Genomic DNA, 20,208 nt, shown 5'->3' on the forward strand with positions numbered 1-20,208 from the left:
CTCATTAATTAATGGAGAATTAATTTTGACAAAAATCCAAAAGATAATTCCTTACGGTAAAGTTAGTCAAATCGCCAACTCTTCTAAAAGATTCACAAGCCTTCAGCTGATCACCCATGACTAAATAGGAAACACCCAAATAAAGATTTGCATTTTCAACTAAAGAATTGAAGCGGTTTTCACCTATTTTTAAATCATTTATAGGTGCTAAATACTTGATCGCTTCATCAAATTTATTATTGCGATAGGCAATATTTCCTTTGTAGTGAAGATCATGTAATTTCTTTTCCTCTTTGTCTTTCAAATCTTTTGTCCATTTAAGATATTCATTATCCAATGTAATCAAAACATCTTTGTCGGTAAGATTGATTAAAAATGGTTCAGCTTTCATCAAAGAAAAAATAAAATCATTATCATGTCTATTATCAATTGAATTTAAAACTTTAATGTACTTTATCTTGTTATCGGTGGTCAATACAAACTCTATTTTGAAATACAAATTCTCAAAAGTCTTAGAATCTCTATCATTATCTTTTTGATTATCATTAATAAATCCCCTTAAGCCTTCAACCTTCTCAAATGCGTATGCATTTATTTTATTATCTACATACAAAGTTTTCCCATTTCTTTCAATTGTTCCCATAGTAAACTCTGGAAATTTCGAAACAAAATCGTCTCGTTTTAAATAAAAATTTCTTCTATCTAAACCATCCTCCTCGGTTACTAAATACCCCTCTTTAAGTTGATATTGAATTGTTCGAATTGGCATTTCCATTGTATTCTTTTTGAATTTAGTAGAAAAACTTTGACCCAAAACTATATACTCATTCTTTTTGATTTCAATAGAACCATAATTTGAATAATAAGGACTATTAATTTCTAGTCTTGAGTTATCTAGTTTTAGAGTTCTGACCAAAATCCATTCTCCCAATAATTCTTTTTCTTGCGAAAACAATGGAGTGGAAAAAAAGCACAAAAGCAACAATGCTATTCTATTCATTGAATTCTAGTTTAATCAGAAATCTAGTCCTTTTTGCCATTTCCAAGCGGTACGCATGCATTCGTCCAAATCTGTAGTAGGTTTCCATCCCAATTCCTTTTCGGCTTTGGCATTGTCTGCAAAAGCTTCTACGATATCTCCTGCTCGTCTGTCGACCAATTTGTATTTCAATTTCAAATTATTGACTCTTTCAAATGCCTGAACGACTTCTAAAACCGTAGAGCCTATTCCAGTTCCTAAGTTGAAAACTTCTAAACCTTCTTGGTTTTTCTTTTCAATCAATCGGGTTAATCCTTTCACATGCGCATCTGCTAAATCGCAAACATAGATATAGTCACGAATTGCAGTTCCATCACGCGTCGGATAATCACTTCCAAAAACGGATAAAAAATCTCGCATTCCAGCCGCTGTTTGGGTCACAAAAGGAACTAGGTTGTTGGGAACGCCTTTGGGTAATTCGCCAATTAAACCAGTCGGATGCGCTCCAACGGGATTGAAATAGCGTAAAGAGATTACATTCTTATCAAAGGATTGAACGAAATCTTCTAAAATCTCCTCACCCATTTGTTTGGTTTTGGCGTAAGGTGATTCTGCTTTTTTGATCGGAGCTGACTCGTCAATCGGCATTTTGTCGGCTTGTCCATATACCGTACAAGAGGAACTAAACAAGAAATGATCGACTTTGTTTTCGTTCATGGCTTCCAAGACATTGATCAATCCCAACAAATTATTTTTGTGGTACATCAAAGGTTTTTGAACACTTTCTCCAACAGCTTTATGCGCTGCGAAATGAATCACACCATCAACTTTTTGGTTTTGGAAAAATTCATGAACCAATTTTTCATCCTTTAAATCGATTTGATGAAATGCGGGTTTTATGCCTGTAATTTGCTCAATTCGATCCAAAACAAAGAGTTCCGAATTGGATAAATCATCAATGATGATCACATCGTATCCGGCTTCTTGCAAAGCAACTACGGTATGCGAGCCAATGTATCCTAAACCTCCTGTGACTAGTATGTTTTTGTTCAAATTCGTATGATTTAAAAAACTTTGTCAAAGTAAGAAACCTTGACAAAGTTTAAATATTCAAAAAATTATTTCTAATTAAAAAATTCCTTCACCGAAGAAACAATGAAATCCAATTGTTCTTTGTCCAATTCCGTATGCATTGGCAAAGAAATCACTTCTTCAATTAATTTGTTGGTATTTGGGAAATCTGCATCTTGATATCCACCTGTATCGTAAGCTTTTTGCTTTCTCAATGGAACCGGATAATAAATCATCGCTGGAATTCCTTTGGATTCTAAGAAATCACGTAATTCATTACGTTTCCCATTGGTTACACGCATGGTATACTGATGAAAAACGTGGGTTGTATCCTCTGCAAATTTCGGTGTCAACAAAGCATCAACATCGGCAAATGCCTCATTGTAAAAATCAGCAGCTTTCTTTCTTGCTTTGCTATAATCGTCCAAATGAGGCAATTTCACTCGTAAAATAGCCGCTTGAACGCTATCCAAACGTGAATTCACGCCGATTTCGTCATGGTAATAACGTTGGTACATACCATGGTTGCAAATTCCGCGCATTTTGTGTGCCAAAGCGTCATCATTGGTAAAAATAGCTCCACCATCACCATAACATCCTAAATTTTTGGAAGGGAAAAATGAAGTCGTTCCGATGGTTCCAATGGTTCCTGCTTTTTGACCTTTGTATTCAGCACCAATTGCTTGAGCCGTATCTTCGACAACGTACAAATTATGTTCTTTCGCAATTTTCATGATTTCGTCCATATTGGCACATTGACCAAATAAATGAACGGGAATAATTGCTTTTGTTTTCGGTGTAATTGCAGCACGAATTTTTTCTGGATCAATCAAATACGTATCATAATCCACATCAACCAAAACCGATTTCAATCCCAACAAATGAATTACCTCAACCGTTGCTGCAAAGGTAAAATCTGCAGTAATCACCTCATCACCTGGCTGTAAATCCAACGCCATCAAAGCAATTTGCAAAGCATCTGTACCGTTTCCACAAGGGATGACATGCTTTACGTTTAAATAAGATTCTAGTTCTGATTGAAAGTTTTTTACTTCTGGTCCGTTTATAAAAGCAGAAGAATCAATAACTCCTTGAATTGCTTGGTCTATATCTTTTTTGATTTTTTGGTATTGTGCCCCTAAATCAACCATTTGAAGTTTGCGCATGCTTGTAAAATTTTGATAGCAAACCTACATAAAAATTAGGTCTTTTGAGCTAAAATCCGTCATGAAATTAAACGATTAAGACAATCGGAATCATGAAATGAATTCTTAGATTCACACCGGAAACAAATAGTTGGATTTTGTATATTCGTCCGCTGTATGAATTTAATTTATAATCTCTTTATCAAACTTTACGGTCTAGCCGTTTCAATCGCCGCCAATTTCAATCCCAAAGCCAAACTTTGGATAGATGGAAGAAAGCAATGGAATTTGAAAATGAAAGAAGCAATTTCTGAATCTGACAAAGTGATTTGGGTGCATTGTTCTTCTTTGGGCGAATTTGAACAAGGCCGTCCCGTCATGGAAAAAATTAAAACCGAATTTCCTACGCATAAATTAGCGGTGAGTTTCTTTTCTCCTTCTGGATTTGAAATTCGAAAAAATGATCCGATTGCAGATTATATTTTCTACTTGCCACTTGACACCAAACGAAATGCAAAAAAACTCATCAAACTACTCCATCCAGAAGTGCTGATTTTGGTGAAATACGAATATTGGTACAATCTTTTGAATCGCATGAAACAAAAGAAAATTCCAGTCATTGTTATTTCGGCAGTTATCAAAGAAAATAGTTTGTTTTTTAGAAGTTTTGGCGGATGGTTTCGACGAACTTTGGCTTCAATCAACCATTTTTTTGTTCAGAATTCCGATTCCGAAAATTTATTGAATGCCATTCAAATTTCTCAAGTGACCATTTCGGGCGATACGCGATTTGATCGTGTAAAAGAAATAAGGAATTCGATACCGAAAGTGGATTTCGTAGAAAATTTCAAAGGAAATTCTAATTTGATTGTTGCGGGAAGCACCTGGAAAGATGATGAAGAAATTTTGGTCAAATACATTGAAGAAAAACTTCCAGAGGATTGGAAAATGATCATTGCGCCTCATAATATTGATGCCAAACAAATTCAATCTTTGGCTCAACAAATCACCAAAAAAGTGGCAATCTATATGAAGTCCAATGAATCAGAAATTCAAGAAGCGCAGATTCTGATTTTGGATACCATCGGAATTTTGACCAAAGTTTATGCGTATTCCGATGTTTCTTATGTGGGCGGAGGATTTACCAAAACTGGGGTTCATAATACCTTGGAACCAGCTGTGTTTGGAGTTCCGATTATTTTTGGACCGAATTATGAAAATTATTTCGAAGCCATTGATTTGATTGATTGCAAGGCAGCCGTTCGTTTCAAAGATTATTATGATTTTGAGGTGAAAATGGATGAATTAGTTCAAAATGAAGAATTGCGTGCAATCAGAGGAAATGCTGGATTTGAGTACATTCAAGAAAAACCCAATTCGACCAAATTGATTATGGAATATTTACAAGGTTTACTTAAACCTTAATTCATTCTCTAATTCTCAATTAAAATTCTTATTTTTTCATTTAAATTTTATTTAAGTGCTACAACCCAACGAATTCAAAATATACAATGCATCGGCTGGAGCGGGAAAAACCTATACCTTGGTCAAAGAATATTTGTCCATTTTATTGTCGAGCAACACGCCCAATCGTTTCGAATCCATCTTGGCCATCACCTTTACCAATAAGGCTGCCAACGAAATGAAACAACGAATTTTGGAGCAATTGGTAAAATTTACGCAAGAAGATTATGCAGATAATTTTGAATTGTTGATCCTATCAAAAGAACTCAATCTTTCGGTAGATGAATTGCACCAACGAGCAAAAAATTCTTTGACCAAAATTCTTCATAATTATTCGCGTTTTTCAGTTAGTACCATTGATAAATTCAATTTGAGACTGATGAAATCCTTTGCGCAAGATTTAGGATTATCGTCCAATTTCAATGTGGAAATGGATTTGAATTCGCTTTTGGAAGAATCGGTCAATCAATTGTTTTCAAAAATTGGTGATGATGAAGTATTGACTTCCGTTTTGATTGAAATTGCCCTCGATAATTTATTGGAAAATAAATCTTGGGATTTGACGCGAGAAATCACCAAACAATCGTCCAATCTCTATTCTGAAGCACATTTAGAAAAAATTGCACAACTTCAACAATACAGTTTGGAAGCGTTCAACCAGTTCCGAAAAATTGTTTACCAAAAGGTTTCAGAAAAGAAAAAAACCTTGAAAACAATTGCTCAACAAGCATTGGATTTGGTGAAACAACATGGAATTTCCATTGATGATTTCTCTTATGGTTCCGGTGGATTTATGGGGTTCTTCCTCAAATTCACGAATGATAAATTTGAATTCCCAACCTCCAGACATTTTGCTTTTGTTGACAATGAAGATCCGAAAAAATATAGCTCTGGAAAAGCTTCAGCCCTAGCCAAAGCAGAAATTCCTGCAATCGCTCCGCAATTAAAGGAACTATTTCATCAAGCATATGAAATTTTAGGCGATTTACCCATTTGGGAAGGAATTCAAAAAACCATAGCTTCTTTAAGTGTCATCAACGAAGTGGAAAAAGTGGTTGAATCCATCAAAGATGATAACAATGTGATGCTGATTTCGGAATTCAACAAAATCATCAGTACGCATTTGCAGCGGCAACCTTCGGGTTTTATTTACGAACGAATTGGCAACCGATTTCATCATTATTTCATCGATGAATTTCAAGACACGTCTACCCTACAATGGAAAAATTTATGGCCGTTGATTGAAAATGCGCGTGCTGGTTCGGACACGGTGATGTTGGTTGGAGATGCCAAACAATCGATTTATCGTTGGCGTGGAGGAAACCCTGAACAAATGATTGACCTCGTCGATCACAAAGATGTGTATGATATCAATGTGGAGAATCTTCCTAAAAATTGGCGTAGTTATGATCAAATCATTCAATTCAACAATGAATTTTACACATCCATTGCAGATCATCTCAACATTGAATCTTATCAGGAATTGTATCGAACTGGAAATAACCAAGAAACCAATTCCAAACTTGGCGGATATGTGCAATTGAATTTCATTCCCAAATCAAGACCCATCACTGAATACCAAGTGAACACCTTGGAACAATTGGAACGAAACATTGAATCGATCATCGAACAAGGATTTGACTACAAAGAAATCGTCATATTGCATAGAACGGGAAACCAAGGAAAAATGATTGCGGAATACCTTTCAGAAAAACAAATTCCTATCATTTCTGCGGAATCTCTTTTGTTAGCAAATTCACCTGAAGTTCAGTTATTGGAATTGTTTTTCAAAACCATTTCCAATGAAGAAGATAAAATTTCCAAAGCCGATTTTTTATTGAAACTTCATGAATTAAATTTAATTCAGTCAGAAGATATTACCAAAGAAATCCTTTCGGTTTTACATGGAAATACTCATCAACTCATAGCCTATTTACAGTCATTTGACATGGATTTGACTTTCTTGGTGCAACCCTCAATTTCATTGTATGACTTAACCGAAAAGTCCATTTCAGCTTTTCAATTAGGAAAAATGGGCGATGCTTATTTGCAATTTTTCTCGGATTATGTATTGGAATTCTCTTCTCAAAACGAATATAGCCTAAACCGATTTTTGGAAAATTGGGAAATTCAAAAGGAGAAATTGAGCCTTTCGTCTCCAGAAAACATCAATGCAATCAATTTGATGACCATTCATAAATCCAAAGGATTGGAATTTCCGGTGGTCATTTTACCTTTTGCAGATTGGGGCGATCGTACGCAGCCACCCAATTTCTGGATTCCAATTGAAAGTGAAGATTTACCATTTTCGGAATTCATGGTGAGTTCATTTGGCGAATTGGAACAAACTTCTGAAGAAATTAAAGCCTTGATTCAAAAAGAAAAAGACGAATTCCTTTTTGATAATCTGAATATGTTATACGTTGCCACGACGCGAGCTGTGGAACAATTGTACATCATCACACAAAAATTGGACAAAGAAAATACGAGCGTCGCTTCCTATTTCAACCTTCTATTCGCAGGTGAAAACGAACAGATTTTAAACGGTGAAAAAGGTAGAATCTCTCAAAAAGAATCAACTCAAATTTTGGTAGATGAAATTCCCTTGGTAATTGAAAACTGGGAAGACCGAATTCTCATCAGTAAAGAATCTTCCAAGCGTTGGAAAAAAAGAGCCGAAATCGTTTATGGAGAATTGGTGCATGATCTCATGAAAAATATTTCAACCGAATCCGACATTGACCATGTGTTGAACCAATCCATCATTGCGGGAGAAATCACGACTGAGGATGTAACCAAAATGGAAAAATTAATCCAAAATATTTTACAACATCCTTCTTTGCAACCGTATTATCAAACCAATGTCAAAGTGCTCAACGAACGTGCCTTTCTCGATGATGAAGGAAATATTTACAGACCCGATCGTTTGGTTATCGAAGGAAATCAATTGACCATCATTGACTACAAAACGGGTTACAAAAAAGAAAAAGACGAAATACAAGTTCGAACCTATGCCAAAAATTTGGAGAAGTTAGGATATGAAATCTCCAATCTATTTGTGGTGTACCTTCATGAAGAAATTGAGGTAGAAAAGATTTTGTAAATTTGAAAGAAATGCTAGCATTATGGAAGTAACAATCAAAGACATAGAAAAGAATTTAGAAAAACTTCCAAAGGAATATTTAACACAAGTAAATGATTTCATCAATTATTTAAAGGAACAAAAAAGTCTTGATGAAGAAATTCCTCAATGGCATATTTATGAAGTTCAAAAAAGAAGAAAAGAACTTTTGGATCATCCTGAAAACATAGTTTCAGAAGAAGATATGGACTATTTCCTCAAGAATTTTGATCAATGAATTATCAAATCCAATATTCTTCCTATGTAAAAGATGATTTGATTGACATCAAAAATTGGTACTCCAAAATAAATTCAACTTTACCTAAGCATTTCATTTCAGAATTCAAAAGCATTATTGATTACATCAAATTGTATCCAAACTTCTTTTAAATTCGTTATCAGAACGTTCGCATTGCCTATCTGAATAGATTTCCCTTTTGGATTCATTTCGAATTAAAAGAAGAAATCATAATTGTTTTTGGAGTTTTTCATACGTCTAGAAATCCAAAAATCTGGAAAAAGAGAAATTAATAGGTGGTTTGCAGAAATCTCCCGAAATTTGAATTTCAAATCAAACAGATTAGGGAAATACATTCATGCAAGACCATTTAAAACTTATACTTCAAACTTTACCTGGAAAACCCGGCGTTTATCAGTATTTCGATAAAAACGGGAAAATCTTGTATGTAGGAAAAGCCAAAAATTTAAAAAAACGCGTTTCCTCCTATTTTACCAAAACCCATGATTCGGGAAAAACGCGAGTTTTGGTTGGGAAAATTGCCGATATCCAAACCATTATAGTCGATACCGAATTTGATGCGCTTTTATTGGAAAACAACCTCATCAAAAAGTATCAACCTCGTTACAATGTGATGTTGCGTGACGACAAAACCTATCCTTGGATTTGCATTAAAAACGAACCTTTTCCTCGTGTGTTCAAAACAAGAACCATGATCAAAGATGGTTCAGAATATTTTGGACCCTATGCTTCTGTTGGCATTTTACATGCCTTGCTGGAATTGATTCGAGAGATTTATCCGCTTCGAACCTGCAAATATGATTTGCATGAAAAAAACATTGAATCGGGCAAATACAAAGTGTGTCTGGAATATCATTTGGGAAATTGTTTAGGTCCCTGTGAAGGTTTGCAAGAAAAAGAAGATTACGATCAAAACATCCAATCCATCCGACAAATCATCAAAGGAAATTACAACGATGCTTTGCGCTACATGGCCGACATGATGCAGGAATATGCCAAAAATCTTGATTTTGAAATGGCTCAAATGGTCAAAATCAAAATGGATAAAATCAAAAATTACCAAGTCAAATCAACGGTTGTGAGTCCAACGATAGGAAATGTGGATGTGTTCAGTATTGTTTCGGACGAAACTGCGGGATTTGTCAATTTTCTTCGCGTCAACAATGGCGCCATCATCCAATCGCATACCTTGGAAATGAAAAAGAAGTTGGATGAATCGGATGATGAATTATTAGAAGAAGGAATCATTGAGATTTTCGATCGATTTGGTTCACCTTCTCATGAATTAATCCTTCCGATTGATTTGAAATTGGAAATTCCTAACAAGAAAATTACAATTCCGCAAATTGGTGATAAAAAACGTTTAATTGATTTATCTGAACGAAATGCCAAATATTATCGTTTGGAACAATTGAAACAAATCAAAATTGTTGATCCAGATCGACATACAACGCGCATCATGGCGCAAATGAAAAAAGATTTGCGTATGCCTGTGGAACCTCGACATATTGAGGGATTTGACAACTCCAACATTCAAGGAACCAATCCTGTTTCGGCTTGTGTGGTGTTCAAAGATGGAAAACCTTCCAAGAAAGATTACCGAATTTTCAATGTAAAAACCGTTGAAGGTCCGGATGATTTTGCGACAATGGAAGAAGTGATTTACCGTCGATACAAACGAGTTTTGGAAGAAGAAGGCGAACTTCCTCAATTGATTTTGATCGATGGTGGGAAAGGACAATTGGGTGCGGCCTTGAAAAGTATCGACAAATTGGGACTTCGAGGAAAAATTACGGTGATAGGTATTGCAAAAAAATTGGAAGAAATTTTTTTCCCAGGCGATTCCATTCCTTTGTATTTGGACAAAACTTCTGAAACCTTGAAAGTTTTGCAACATGTTCGAAATGAATCACATCGATTTGGAATTTCCAAACACCGAAACCGTCGAAGCAACAATAGTTTCAATTCTGAATTGGAAGGAATTCCTGGAATCGGAGATAAAACAATTCAAGATTTGCTCAGCAAATTCAAATCAGTGAAACGAATTAAATCCGCTACCAAAGAAGAATTAGCAGAAGTCGTTGGATTGTCAAGAGCTCAAAAAATAATTCAATATTTCGCATCAGTTTAGCATAGATTTTGATTTTGGTGTAGTTTTACAGAACTATGAAAAACATCTTACTTATCCTAGCATTTCTAGGGTCATTCGCTACTTCTTGGGCACAAGAAAAATCTTATATTATTTTAGAAGGTACCGTTGGTAAATATCCGATTGTCATGAATCTTCATCAAGAAGATTGGCATATTGATTCTGACGAAACCAAAACAAGAGTTTGGGTTGGAGATTATTATTACAAAACACAAGAAAAACCCATTGCTTTAGGTGAGTCAGATCGAAATGGTAACCAAATAACTTTGAATACATGGGAATTTGAAAAGGAAGAGGAAATCGAAACCTTTCAAGGCGTTTTAGAAAATGGAAAGTTTAAAGGAACTTGGCAAAAAGGAAAAACGAAATTAGATTTTGATTTAAAAGAATCCAATTCTTCTGATTACACGCCTATTGTTCACTACCAAGCAGAAAGAAAAGTTTCGTCTGGTTTCAAAAACACCGATTATCCGATTGAAGGAAAATTCTCGCTCGATTTTTATTTGCCAAAAGATGCAAAACTCCAGAAAGAATTGGTGGAACAACTATTTTCAACTTATACCAATTTTGATCAATTCTCGAAATTTCAACTAGATTCCTTGGAGTCAGATTACAAAGAAATTTTAAAGGAATATGAAAATGAAGACGAAATGGTTCATTTCCTTAATTTCGAAACCATGCATTTTTTCGCTCCTTATTTGAACACCAAGAATTATTTAGTGATGAATTATTTCGGATACGAATATACGGGTGGCGCTCATGGTATGTCATGGGAAAAATATTTAACCTATGACAAACAACGCAAACAATGGTTGGAAATTCAAGATATTTTGGAGGTAAGCAAAGCCAAAGAAATCAACCAAGTCTTGGACAAAGTTCTACGAAAAGAATTCAATATACCCAACGGCCAATTGTATACAGAAGCCGAAGTAGGAATCTTTTTGGTAGATGAAATTAGTTATTCAGAAAATTTCAAACTATCCAAAAACGGCATCACCTTTTGTTATGGATTGTACGAAATGACGCCATATGCCTATGGTTTCTTTGAATTATTTGTTCCATTTGAGGATTTAAAACCCTATTTGAAGAAAGGATTTTCGTATTAAATCCAAATAATATACAACAAGCCCTGTCAGAATCCCAAATCTTACAGGGCTTTTAATTTGACATCAATCATTTCTTAACCTAGTGCTTTTGACTAACTTTGCCATATGATTTCAGAAGATTCAACATTCCATTTCGATATAAATAAAATCCGTCAACAATTTCCGATTCTAGATCGTGAAATCAATGGCAAACCATTGATCTATTTTGACAATGGCGCTAGCTCACAAAAACCTCAAATGGTTTTGGACGCGATCGATAATTATTATGGAAAATTCAATGCCAATGTTCATAGAGGCATCCATACGCTAAGTCAAGAAGCTACGGTGATGATGGAGAATTCACGTGAAAAAATTCAAAAATTCATCCATGCTGAACATCCTCATGAAATCATTTTTACGAGAGGAACAACCGAAGGAATCAACTTAGTGGCACGCGGAATTCAAAATTTGATTAATTCAAATGATGAAATTTTAATAAGTGAAATCGAGCATCATTCCAACATTGTTCCTTGGCAAATGCTTTGTCAAAAAACAGGAGCCAAATTGAAGTACATTCCTTTATTGGACGATGGCACTTTGGATATTTCCCAATTGGACGAATTGATAACCGAGAAAACCAAATTGGTTGCTGTCAATCAGATTTCCAATGCCTTGGGAACCATCAATCCGATTGAAAAAATTATCAAAAAAGCGCATCAAGCTGGAGCTTGGGTTTTGATTGACGCTGCACAATCAGCTCCTCACACACCGATCGATGTACAAAAGTTGGACGCAGATTTCCTCGTATTTTCTGGTCATAAAATGTATGCACCAACTGGTGTTGGAATTTTGTATGGTAAGGAAACTATTTTGGACCAATTAGATCCATTTCATGGCGGCGGAGAAATGATCAAAGAAGTTTTTATGGATCATTCGACTTATGCTGGATTGCCTTTTAAATTCGAAGCAGGGACACCCAATATTGAAGGAAATATTGTGTTAGGAACAGCCATTGACTTCATGGAATCTATTGGAATTCAAACCATTCATAATTACGAACATGAATTATTGGACTATGCAACCAACCAATTAAGCGAATTGGAAGAAGTTCAAATTTACGCCAAAGATGCACCTAGATCTGGAGCTATTTCCTTTAACTTAAATTTGGATGGTGTTCACCCATCTGATGTGGGAATGATTCTCGACAAAAAAGGAATTGCTGTAAGAACTGGTCATCATTGCGCTCAACCAATTATGCGAAAATTTGAAATTCCTGGAACCGTACGTGCATCTTTTGCCATTTTCAACACCAAGGAAGAAATCGATCAATTAATTGAAGGTGTAAAACTTTCCATCAAAATGCTTGGATAATCAGAAATCAATCACCTAATAATCTAACCATAAGAATTTTAGAAAATAATTTGTAATTTTAACAAATTAAAGGATTCGGAATATTTTGACTGGCATAATCCTTGTAAAATAATTGCCGATTTATTTTTTTATTACTATTTAAACAAACCACTTATGAAATCACGTATTTTCTTCATCGCATTTTTGATTTTCAGTTTAAGTTTTTCCACGGCACAAACCTCAACCAATAATCGTGTAAGCCCTTTGGATTCGATTGAAACAAAAATTCATGATGTGGAAATCGATGTGATTTATAGTCGTCCATTCTTAAAAGGACGTGAATTTGGAAAGGACATTGTTCCATTTGGTAAAGTATGGAGAACCGGTGCCAACGAAGCAACGATTTTTGAAAACAGTAAAGACATCTTGATTGAAGGAAAAGTCCTTCCAGCAGGAAAATACAGTTTGTACACCATTCCAAATGAAGACCAAACCATTGTGATTTTCAACAAAGAATGGAACCAATGGGGAACAAAATACAACGAAGCTCAAGATGCTCTTCGCGTGAGTGTCCCTACTCATTTTGTAGATGATTACCGCGATCAATTCACCATTGACATTGACGAAGCAGGAGCTGCATGTTTGGCTTGGGGTAAAGCTATTTTTACATTCCATATTTTGCCTACGGATTTTAGGTCTTAATTTTTGTTAAAATTTTAGGTTGGAATCATTATAATATGTAATTTAGAAGCTGTTATTACATATTTATTATTTGGTATATTTGTTATTCTAACCCTAAAACTTTAACCGAATGCTGTATGCTTCAAATCATTTCTTGATTCAGCAGAAATCTTTTTGGATTCCGAAATTTGAATCAATCATTCATCTCAAACCAATCGATCAAAAACCGATTAGATACAATCTGGAGATGAATGACAAACAACCCATAAGTAGTCAAATCTCGAATTTCTCAGTTGAACATTCAATTGAGTAAATTTCTTGTACCCGAAATTGAAGTCAATTTCAATTGAATTACTTATTCCACTCAGCATAATCACTAAAACTATAAAGTATGTCATTTAAAGCAAAACTCTTTGTCGGCGGAAAAGAATACAACATTATTCATGTGAGCTTTGGTATGTTTCAAGAAACCGATGCGACAGGTCGTCCATCAACCGTTTCAAGAGGAGGAAAAATCGAAGTGATCATTGAAGGTTCTGGTGGAACAGAATTATTTGAATGGATGACCAATTCATTTGAGCGTAAAGACGGAAGCATTCGTTTTTACAAACGTGATTCTGATGCTACCTTAAAAGAATTGAAATTTACAGAAGGATACCTTGTCAAGCACAAAGAAAATTTTGACGCGATGGGGAGAAATCCTTTGACCGAAGCCTTTACCATTTCGGCTCGAAAAATTGAAATGGGAACGGGCGTATATGAGAATGAATGGGTGTAGAATCCCAAAAAAATAGTATAAACCTAAAATTGGGAACATCTAGATTACCCCTCAAGATGTTCTTTAAAACTTAAATTACTAAACGTTATGTCTTTTTTAGCGAAATTAAAAATTGACGGAGACACATTTAATGTGTTGGAATGCAAACTTTCTCTAAGTCAAGCCATTGACAATAGCGGCAAACCTTCTGCTGAACCGCAAGGAGGTATTGTTAGTCTAACGCTTGAATCTACAGCAAGTTCCGATTTTTTCAGATGGATGATTTCCAATACGGAAACCCGTGATGGGGAAATTATCTTTTACAGACGAGATGCCATTTCCAAAATGAGAGATTTAAAATTTGAAAAAGCCTATTGCATCGGTTACAATGAAACTTTTCTAAGTGCTCATAGTACCCCAATGCGAATTGAATTGGTTCTTTCTGCCAAATCACTCTCCATGAATGGTGTAGAATTTAAACGAAATTGGCCTATGGAAATCTAAACTTACCAAAATCTAACAACTTAAAAACTTAATTATGCCCATCCATACAACTATTTCCATTGAAATAAATGGAAATGCAATACCTAAATTTTCGCGTTTTGTTTTAGAACAAAAAGTCAACGCACATCATAAGTTTTCCATTGTGATTCCCATTTCTTTTGAATGGTTGAATTCAGCCATGGACAAAGCCCAATCCTATGTAGGTCAAAAAACTTTGGTGACCATTGCTCCTTCGCATTTCTCAACAGGTGAAACCTTACAATTTAGAGGAATTGTTTCGGAAGCTCAACTAATCAAAGGCGACGGATCTTCTGGCGCAATTCTCATCAATGGATTTAGCACCACTTTTCAGATGGAAGGATTGCCCGATACAAAATCTTTTAACGAGAAGAAATTATCGGAAATCGCCAATGAAATCATCAGTCGCTATCCACAAGATCGACTCGAACCTAAAGTAAATTTGGAGGACGATTCTACCCTTCCGTACACCGTTCAGTACAATGAATCGGATTTTCAATTTTTGGCACGAATGGCTGCTAAAAAAGCGGTTTGGTTTTATTACAATGGTCGCGAATTAATTTTCGGAAAACCCGAATCCAAACAAATCAATTTGACGTATGGTTCAGGTTTGAGCAGTTTCAATTTTGAAATGCGTACCAAACCCGTAAAATTCAGCTATTATGGCTATGATCCAAGTGAAACGCAAAATGAAGTTGTAAGTTCAGAAGAGGTTACTCCTGCTTTGAATACGGTTACAGAAGCATTGTTCAGCAATAGCCGCAGTATGTTTCCATCGAGCGCCAATGTTTTGTACAATCAACCGATCAAAGAAGGAGAACTGAGAAACCATTTGTCAAGCCGAATCAAAGCCCAAACTTTGGCACAAGTTTCCGATTTGTTGACGATTTCGGGAAGTTCAGATAATCCAGCAATCAGAATTGGGGATATTGTCACCATCAACGATCCAGGATTTTCGGTTAGTGCATTGGAAAACGGATTGCAAGCACCCAAAAATTACGGAAGTTTTTACATTACCGATATTTTGCATGCTTGTGACGAATCGGGAAATTATTACAATGAATTCCGAGGAATCACATCAGACGCGCAAAGTCCACCGTATGGTAATGTTCATAGTATATCCCAAGCCGAAATTCAATCGGGAATTGTGGTCGACAACAACGACCCGAAAGGCTTAAGCAGAATTCAGGTTCAGTTTCCTTGGCAAAAATCCAATGGATCAACCACGCCTTGGGTTCGTGTGACAACACCTTATGCCGGAAACGGAAAAGGATTTCATGTCATCCCTGAAATCGGCGAAGAAGTATTGGTGGAATTTGAAGGAGGTAATCCCGAGAAACCAGTCGTCATTGGAGCGATGTTTCATGGAAAGGGAAAATCAGGACATGGAGGTGCAGGAAACTATATGAAAGGATTTCAAACAGCTAGTGGAAATAAAATCACTTTAAACGATAAAGATGGGAGTGTTTTTGTCAGTAATGGAAATGGATGTGGTTCCATAACTATAGATAGTGCTGGAAATATTACGATAAATTCTTGTGAAAATATTTATCTAAAAGCAGGAAAAAATATTCAATTAGATGCTAAAGAAAATGTCGACATTGTTGCAGGGAAAAATATTTATCAAACTGCACTTGAAAATGATATTTTTTCAATAGCATCTAAAAATATTTTGCAATTTGCAATGGAAGAAAAAATTTCAATGGCAGCATTTACTAGTGATGTTGAGATATCAGTATTTGCTGGAAAGTTGAGTCAATTAGCTATGGATTTTGCTATTGATGCTGTGTTGTCGGGTAAAATAGGTACAGGAGTGAGTCTAAATGTAAATGGAGGCTCAATGACAGACGTAAAAGGTGCAGTCGTAAAAATAAATTAATATGGGAAAGCCTGCTGCAAGGATGTTGATTGATACAGGAGCACATACAGGCCCCATCATGATGGGGAGTTTTAATGTTTTAATTGGTGGAGGATTAGCTGCTAGAAAGGGAGATCCTGTGATATGTACTGCACATGGTCAAAGTTCAATTATAGAAGGTTCTTCAACTGTTTTTATAAATGGAAAACCTGTTGCTAGAATGGGAGATAAAACTAGCTGCGGAACTCCCCCAGCAACTCCTGAAGTAGGCCCTAAACCCGCTGAAAAAGAACATAACTTTATATCAATTGTTCCTCGAAATCAATCAAATGAAGATGGTACTATTGACCATGAATTAGATAAAAATTTGTCACTAAAAACTGCAAATGCTTATGCAAACTTTAGTGACAAGACTAAAGACGGATCAAGAGATTACATGGAAGCTGGGGTGGTTATTCTAGAAATGGGAATTAAGGGTGACTGGGAACCTCTGGATGGCAAATACGGAGGTATTGGAGGTAATGCTGGATTTTCAAAATATAAGGCAGAAGTTAAAGCTGGAGCTTATGGAAGCAATGGAGTTTATGGCGCTGAAGCTGAGGGGAAAGCATCAATGATGTCAGGGAATGCAGAAGGACATATTGGTAAAGAAGGAACATTATACCATAAATCTGAAGTGAAGGCTGATGTTGCCTATGCTGAAGCTAAAGGTGAAGCAGTTCTCTATACAGGAGGAAGTGAGAATAAATATGGACTTCAAGTCGAAGGATCTGCAGATGCCGGTGCCGTAAAAGCAGATTATGAAGGTCAATCTGATATTTTTGGGATAATTAAAGGAAAAGCCAAAGTGGGATTAAAAGGAGGATCAGCTGCAATTGGAGGAAAGGCAGGAGTTTATTTAGATACGGATGACTTTGAAGTAGGAGTCAATGTTGGTGGGAAAATTGCAGCATTTCTAGGGTTGGATTTAGACTTAGAGGTTGCTGTCAGCATAAAGCCAATTGTTGAGGGAGTTTCCCAAATATATAATTATTTCTTCCCATCTTTGGTGGAAGGTACCATAATTTCAGGTTGTCCAAATGTTTTAATTGGTTAATTTTTCTAATATGAATCTTATATTTTATATTTTATTTGTTTTACTATTTTATTTGTGCCTGTTTAGATTTCCGAATTTTACATCAACTAAAAAATTAATTATTATATATGGTGTTTCGTTAATTTTGTCTTTTATTTTTTATATAATTACTCCTTTCATAGCTCTTATTTATTCAAAGATGACAGGGAATGGTATAGATGGAGTTTTTTTAAAAGAAATTACAACCAAATTGCTGATGTCATTTTTAACTGTGCTTTTTATAAATCTTTTTATACTACTTTTCGTAGACAATATGATTGATTATTTGATAAATTTCCATAAAACATATAATACTGATAACATAAATAAAAACCCAATAAAATTTTTAGTTGAAAATCAAATAAAAATAAAAAAAGGCTATAGAATATTTTTCGCCTTAGGCTCTATGGTAATGCTATACGGTGTTTGGTTTGGAAAAAATTAATTTATGAAAAAAATATGTATGGTTATTACAGCAATGATTATCGTTTCAAGCTGTGAAATTAAAGTAAGCAATAATGAGGAAATCAAAAAAGAACAGATGAAAGAAAAAAATGAAAATTTTCCTTTTCCAGTAGAAAATAATTTCACGGAAGAGTATTTAGTAAATAATTTTTGGAAATGCAATTATGATACAGCTGGAGCAGATAAGGCTTATTGGGTAATCTTACCAAACTATGTAAAACCAACAAAGTTAGACCCACAGCCAATAAATGGCATGGATTTAACCAATATAGGAATTTACAATACAATAGATGAAAACCCATATATGGAGATATGGGTGGCTTATTCAAATGTCTCCAATGATATTCAGCCTAGCGAATGGCTTGAAAGCATCTTAACAAAAACAGGTGAAAATATTCTAAATAAAAATGAAATTATAACCAAATCGGGTGAAAAGTTTTTAGATGTTTTAAGTTCAAAAAATATATCTGAAAATGAGCGAGTTATAAGTCGCTGTACGGTACTGAAGAATAACCAAAATTATTTTGTAATCAAAGTTACTACAAATGAAAAACTATATCCTGAATTAGCCCAAACCATTCAACACATAGCAACTAGTTGGGGATTAAAATAATGAATTTGATGAAATATAAATTAATTATTTGCATCATTTCATTTGTAATGGTTCTGTTAACGGGGCTTTTTATTTTCATTGAAAACCAACAAGACAGCTTATTAAACATACAAATCCCCTTGCTGATTGCCTTTATTTATCTTTCAACTTCCTTTGGAGCATCTTATTTTTTTGATAGAATAAAACTAAGAGCCATTGAAAAAAACAAACAAAATATAAATCCATATAAGCCTTTGATACAATTTATGCCTGCCATAAATATTTTCATATTTGGCTTTTTTGGTTTAATGACTTTAATTGAAATTATCACATTGATTGTACTATTTAGTCCATAAAACATGCAAAATCTGAATAAAGAATTAGAAAAATCTTTTCACTTTCCCATAGAACAAAGATTAGATGATTTGTTTTTGAAAGAGAACTTTTGGAAATGTTTATATACTTCAGCTGAAGAACAATTGCATTATTGGATTATACTCCCTAATAGTTTAAAACCCACTTCGCTTCATAAAAAAGAAATCAAAGGTTTAGACCTCACCATTATCGGTGAATATACAAGAATAGATGATAGTCCATATTTAGAAGTATCAGTTGGTTATGAGTTTTGCAAGTATGAGATGAACACATCTGATTGGTTACTGAAAAAACTTTATATAATGGGAGAGCAGATATTGAATTATAGAGTAATTGAAGGGAAAACAACAGGAGAATATTTAGATGTACTTACATATAAAAAAATGCCAAGTGGAGATGAAGTAATTTCAAGATTCACATGTTTGAAAGACTTTGACAAAGAAAGAAATGGAGCTAATCATTTCTGTGTGAAAGCCAGTTGTTTGAAAAAAGACTATGATAATTTGGCATTGAATATTTTTCAAATTGTTAGTAATTGGGATTTAACAAATAAATCAGATTGGCAAATGGCTGAGGTTTTAGTTCCATTTGATTTTGATTTTACTGAGAAGGTCCTTTTTTATTATCCAGCTTCTTGGCAAGGTGGCTTTGATAAGACATCAAATGAAGATTGTGTTAGAGTTGTATTGACTCATACTATAGATGAAGAGAATAAGGGAATTATTAATCTTTTTATGTATCCTGAGAATTTATTCACATCTGCAAATCAAGTTCAAAAAAATGCTTTGAGAAATATATACAATTTAGAAGGAGTAAGTCTGGATATTAGTGAAATGGTTAAGATTGAGACAGCTAATCCATTTATAAAATCATTATTTCAAATGGAAGGAGAAATTGATTATAGTCTTGAGAATTTTTCAGCAAATATTAGAGTTTATGTTATCCAAACCAATTCAGGATGGTACTGTATTAATTTAGTCGGCCCAAAACCAAATTTGCAAAACTACTTTTGGGAAGTAAATAAAAGGACACTTGAGATTATCATTAATTCATTTAATAATCTTAAAATGGAGCACTCTCAAGAGTATAGTAGAATTGAAATTCCAAATTCGAAAGAACAATCTTACAAAGTCTTCAAGGGAAAAAATTATACTAAAGAAGAATGGATACGATATGAGGAACAACAATGGTTGAAAAACAATAATAAACGCAAATAAGTAA

19 protein-coding genes are annotated in these 20,208 nt (G+C 34.7%); 16 read left to right on the forward strand and 3 right to left on the reverse strand.

Annotation, left to right across the window (positions count from 1 at the left end):
- Positions 1-19: 19 nt before the first annotated feature.
- From ABID46_RS08785 to ABID46_RS08795, 3 genes are all read right to left on the reverse strand, one after another.
- Positions 20-1,000, reverse strand: a complete 981-nt coding sequence (locus tag ABID46_RS08785; RefSeq protein ID WP_354509159.1) for a tetratricopeptide repeat protein — start codon at positions 998-1,000, stop codon at positions 20-22.
- A 15-nt stretch (positions 1,001-1,015) separates the two neighbouring features.
- Complete coding sequence (galE, locus tag ABID46_RS08790) at positions 1,016-2,032, reverse strand: UDP-glucose 4-epimerase GalE (protein WP_354509162.1); 1,017 nt, start codon at positions 2,030-2,032, stop codon at positions 1,016-1,018.
- A gap of 71 nt (positions 2,033-2,103) precedes the next feature.
- Entirely contained in the window at positions 2,104-3,216 is a 1,113-nt protein-coding gene (locus ABID46_RS08795; RefSeq protein ID WP_354509164.1) for a DegT/DnrJ/EryC1/StrS family aminotransferase, read from the reverse strand.
- A 156-nt stretch (positions 3,217-3,372) separates the two neighbouring features.
- Between ABID46_RS08795 and ABID46_RS08800 the strand changes: the two genes are divergently transcribed.
- From ABID46_RS08800 to ABID46_RS08875, 16 genes are all read left to right on the forward strand, one after another.
- A complete protein-coding gene (locus ABID46_RS08800; protein ID WP_354509166.1) occupies positions 3,373-4,620 on the forward strand; it encodes a 3-deoxy-D-manno-octulosonic acid transferase in 1,248 nt (415 codons plus the stop codon).
- Positions 4,621-4,675: 55 nt separating this feature from the next.
- On the forward strand, positions 4,676-7,762 hold the full coding sequence (locus ABID46_RS08805; RefSeq protein ID WP_354509169.1) for a UvrD-helicase domain-containing protein: 3,087 nt from the start codon (positions 4,676-4,678) through the stop codon (positions 7,760-7,762).
- 22 nt (positions 7,763-7,784) lie between these two features.
- Complete coding sequence (locus ABID46_RS08810) at positions 7,785-8,018, forward strand: hypothetical protein (protein WP_354509171.1); 234 nt, start codon at positions 7,785-7,787, stop codon at positions 8,016-8,018.
- On the forward strand, positions 8,015-8,170 hold the full coding sequence (locus ABID46_RS08815) for a hypothetical protein (RefSeq protein ID WP_354509173.1): 156 nt from the start codon (positions 8,015-8,017) through the stop codon (positions 8,168-8,170). The genes ABID46_RS08810 and ABID46_RS08815 overlap by 4 nt, the downstream gene beginning before the upstream one ends.
- 206 nt (positions 8,171-8,376) lie before the next feature.
- The gene (gene uvrC / locus ABID46_RS08820; RefSeq protein WP_354509177.1) at positions 8,377-10,170 is read left to right on the forward strand and encodes an excinuclease ABC subunit UvrC; all 1,794 of its coding nucleotides are present in this window, start codon (positions 8,377-8,379) and stop codon (positions 10,168-10,170) included.
- Between the two features lie 35 nt (positions 10,171-10,205).
- Positions 10,206-11,294 carry a DUF3298 and DUF4163 domain-containing protein gene (locus ABID46_RS08825; protein WP_354509179.1) on the forward strand — a complete coding sequence of 363 codons (1,089 nt, stop codon included), beginning with the start codon at positions 10,206-10,208 and terminating at the stop codon, positions 11,292-11,294.
- Positions 11,295-11,399: 105 nt separating this feature from the next.
- Positions 11,400-12,644, forward strand: a complete 1,245-nt coding sequence (locus tag ABID46_RS08830; RefSeq protein ID WP_354509182.1) for an aminotransferase class V-fold PLP-dependent enzyme — start codon at positions 11,400-11,402, stop codon at positions 12,642-12,644.
- Positions 12,645-12,797: 153 nt separating this feature from the next.
- Positions 12,798-13,325, forward strand: coding sequence for a DUF2911 domain-containing protein (locus tag ABID46_RS08835; RefSeq protein WP_354509184.1), 528 nt, complete (start codon positions 12,798-12,800; stop codon positions 13,323-13,325).
- Positions 13,326-13,695: 370 nt separating this feature from the next.
- Positions 13,696-14,082 carry a type VI secretion system tube protein TssD gene (gene tssD / locus ABID46_RS08840; RefSeq protein WP_354509186.1) on the forward strand — a complete coding sequence of 129 codons (387 nt, stop codon included), beginning with the start codon at positions 13,696-13,698 and terminating at the stop codon, positions 14,080-14,082.
- An 87-nt stretch (positions 14,083-14,169) separates the two neighbouring features.
- The gene (gene tssD / locus ABID46_RS08845; RefSeq protein ID WP_354509188.1) at positions 14,170-14,565 is read left to right on the forward strand and encodes a type VI secretion system tube protein TssD; all 396 of its coding nucleotides are present in this window, start codon (positions 14,170-14,172) and stop codon (positions 14,563-14,565) included.
- Positions 14,566-14,599: 34 nt separating this feature from the next.
- Positions 14,600-16,462, forward strand: a complete 1,863-nt coding sequence (locus tag ABID46_RS08850; RefSeq protein WP_354509190.1) for a type VI secretion system Vgr family protein — start codon at positions 14,600-14,602, stop codon at positions 16,460-16,462.
- 1 nt (position 16,463) lies between these two features.
- Entirely contained in the window at positions 16,464-17,537 is a 1,074-nt protein-coding gene (locus tag ABID46_RS08855; protein ID WP_354509192.1) for a PAAR domain-containing protein, read from the forward strand.
- 178 nt (positions 17,538-17,715) lie between these two features.
- Complete coding sequence (locus ABID46_RS08860) at positions 17,716-18,000, forward strand: hypothetical protein (RefSeq protein WP_354509194.1); 285 nt, start codon at positions 17,716-17,718, stop codon at positions 17,998-18,000.
- Between the two features lie 3 nt (positions 18,001-18,003).
- Complete coding sequence (locus tag ABID46_RS08865) at positions 18,004-18,633, forward strand: hypothetical protein (protein ID WP_354509196.1); 630 nt, start codon at positions 18,004-18,006, stop codon at positions 18,631-18,633.
- An 8-nt stretch (positions 18,634-18,641) separates the two neighbouring features.
- Positions 18,642-18,968, forward strand: a complete 327-nt coding sequence (locus ABID46_RS08870; protein ID WP_354509199.1) for a hypothetical protein — start codon at positions 18,642-18,644, stop codon at positions 18,966-18,968.
- A 3-nt stretch (positions 18,969-18,971) separates the two neighbouring features.
- A complete protein-coding gene (locus ABID46_RS08875; protein ID WP_354509201.1) occupies positions 18,972-20,204 on the forward strand; it encodes a hypothetical protein in 1,233 nt (410 codons plus the stop codon).
- Positions 20,205-20,208: the final 4 nt, after the last annotated feature.

The organism is Moheibacter stercoris, from assembly GCF_040545805.1.
Classification (GTDB): Bacteria; Bacteroidota; Bacteroidia; order Flavobacteriales; family Weeksellaceae; genus Moheibacter; species Moheibacter stercoris.

What these genes read in the sequence shown, in the direction of transcription:
- ABID46_RS08785 (WP_354509159.1), bottom strand. Translation starts at nt 1,000, where the DNA reads ATGAATAGAATAGCATTGTTGCTTTTGTGCTTTTTTTCCACTCCATTG.
- ABID46_RS08795 (WP_354509164.1), bottom strand. Translation starts at nt 3,216, where the DNA reads ATGCGCAAACTTCAAATGGTTGATTTAGGGGCACAATACCAAAAAATC.
- ABID46_RS08800 (WP_354509166.1), top strand. Translation starts at nt 3,373, where the DNA reads ATGAATTTAATTTATAATCTCTTTATCAAACTTTACGGTCTAGCCGTT.
- ABID46_RS08810 (WP_354509171.1), top strand. Translation starts at nt 7,785, where the DNA reads ATGGAAGTAACAATCAAAGACATAGAAAAGAATTTAGAAAAACTTCCA.
- ABID46_RS08815 (WP_354509173.1), top strand. Translation starts at nt 8,015, where the DNA reads ATGAATTATCAAATCCAATATTCTTCCTATGTAAAAGATGATTTGATT.
- uvrC (WP_354509177.1), top strand. Translation starts at nt 8,377, where the DNA reads ATGCAAGACCATTTAAAACTTATACTTCAAACTTTACCTGGAAAACCC.
- ABID46_RS08825 (WP_354509179.1), top strand. Translation starts at nt 10,206, where the DNA reads ATGAAAAACATCTTACTTATCCTAGCATTTCTAGGGTCATTCGCTACT.
- ABID46_RS08830 (WP_354509182.1), top strand. Translation starts at nt 11,400, where the DNA reads ATGATTTCAGAAGATTCAACATTCCATTTCGATATAAATAAAATCCGT.
- ABID46_RS08835 (WP_354509184.1), top strand. Translation starts at nt 12,798, where the DNA reads ATGAAATCACGTATTTTCTTCATCGCATTTTTGATTTTCAGTTTAAGT.
- tssD (WP_354509186.1), top strand. Translation starts at nt 13,696, where the DNA reads ATGTCATTTAAAGCAAAACTCTTTGTCGGCGGAAAAGAATACAACATT.
- tssD (WP_354509188.1), top strand. Translation starts at nt 14,170, where the DNA reads ATGTCTTTTTTAGCGAAATTAAAAATTGACGGAGACACATTTAATGTG.
- ABID46_RS08850 (WP_354509190.1), top strand. Translation starts at nt 14,600, where the DNA reads ATGCCCATCCATACAACTATTTCCATTGAAATAAATGGAAATGCAATA.
- ABID46_RS08855 (WP_354509192.1), top strand. Translation starts at nt 16,464, where the DNA reads ATGGGAAAGCCTGCTGCAAGGATGTTGATTGATACAGGAGCACATACA.
- ABID46_RS08860 (WP_354509194.1), top strand. Translation starts at nt 17,716, where the DNA reads ATGACAGGGAATGGTATAGATGGAGTTTTTTTAAAAGAAATTACAACC.
- ABID46_RS08865 (WP_354509196.1), top strand. Translation starts at nt 18,004, where the DNA reads ATGAAAAAAATATGTATGGTTATTACAGCAATGATTATCGTTTCAAGC.
- ABID46_RS08870 (WP_354509199.1), top strand. Translation starts at nt 18,642, where the DNA reads ATGAAATATAAATTAATTATTTGCATCATTTCATTTGTAATGGTTCTG.
- ABID46_RS08875 (WP_354509201.1), top strand. Translation starts at nt 18,972, where the DNA reads ATGCAAAATCTGAATAAAGAATTAGAAAAATCTTTTCACTTTCCCATA.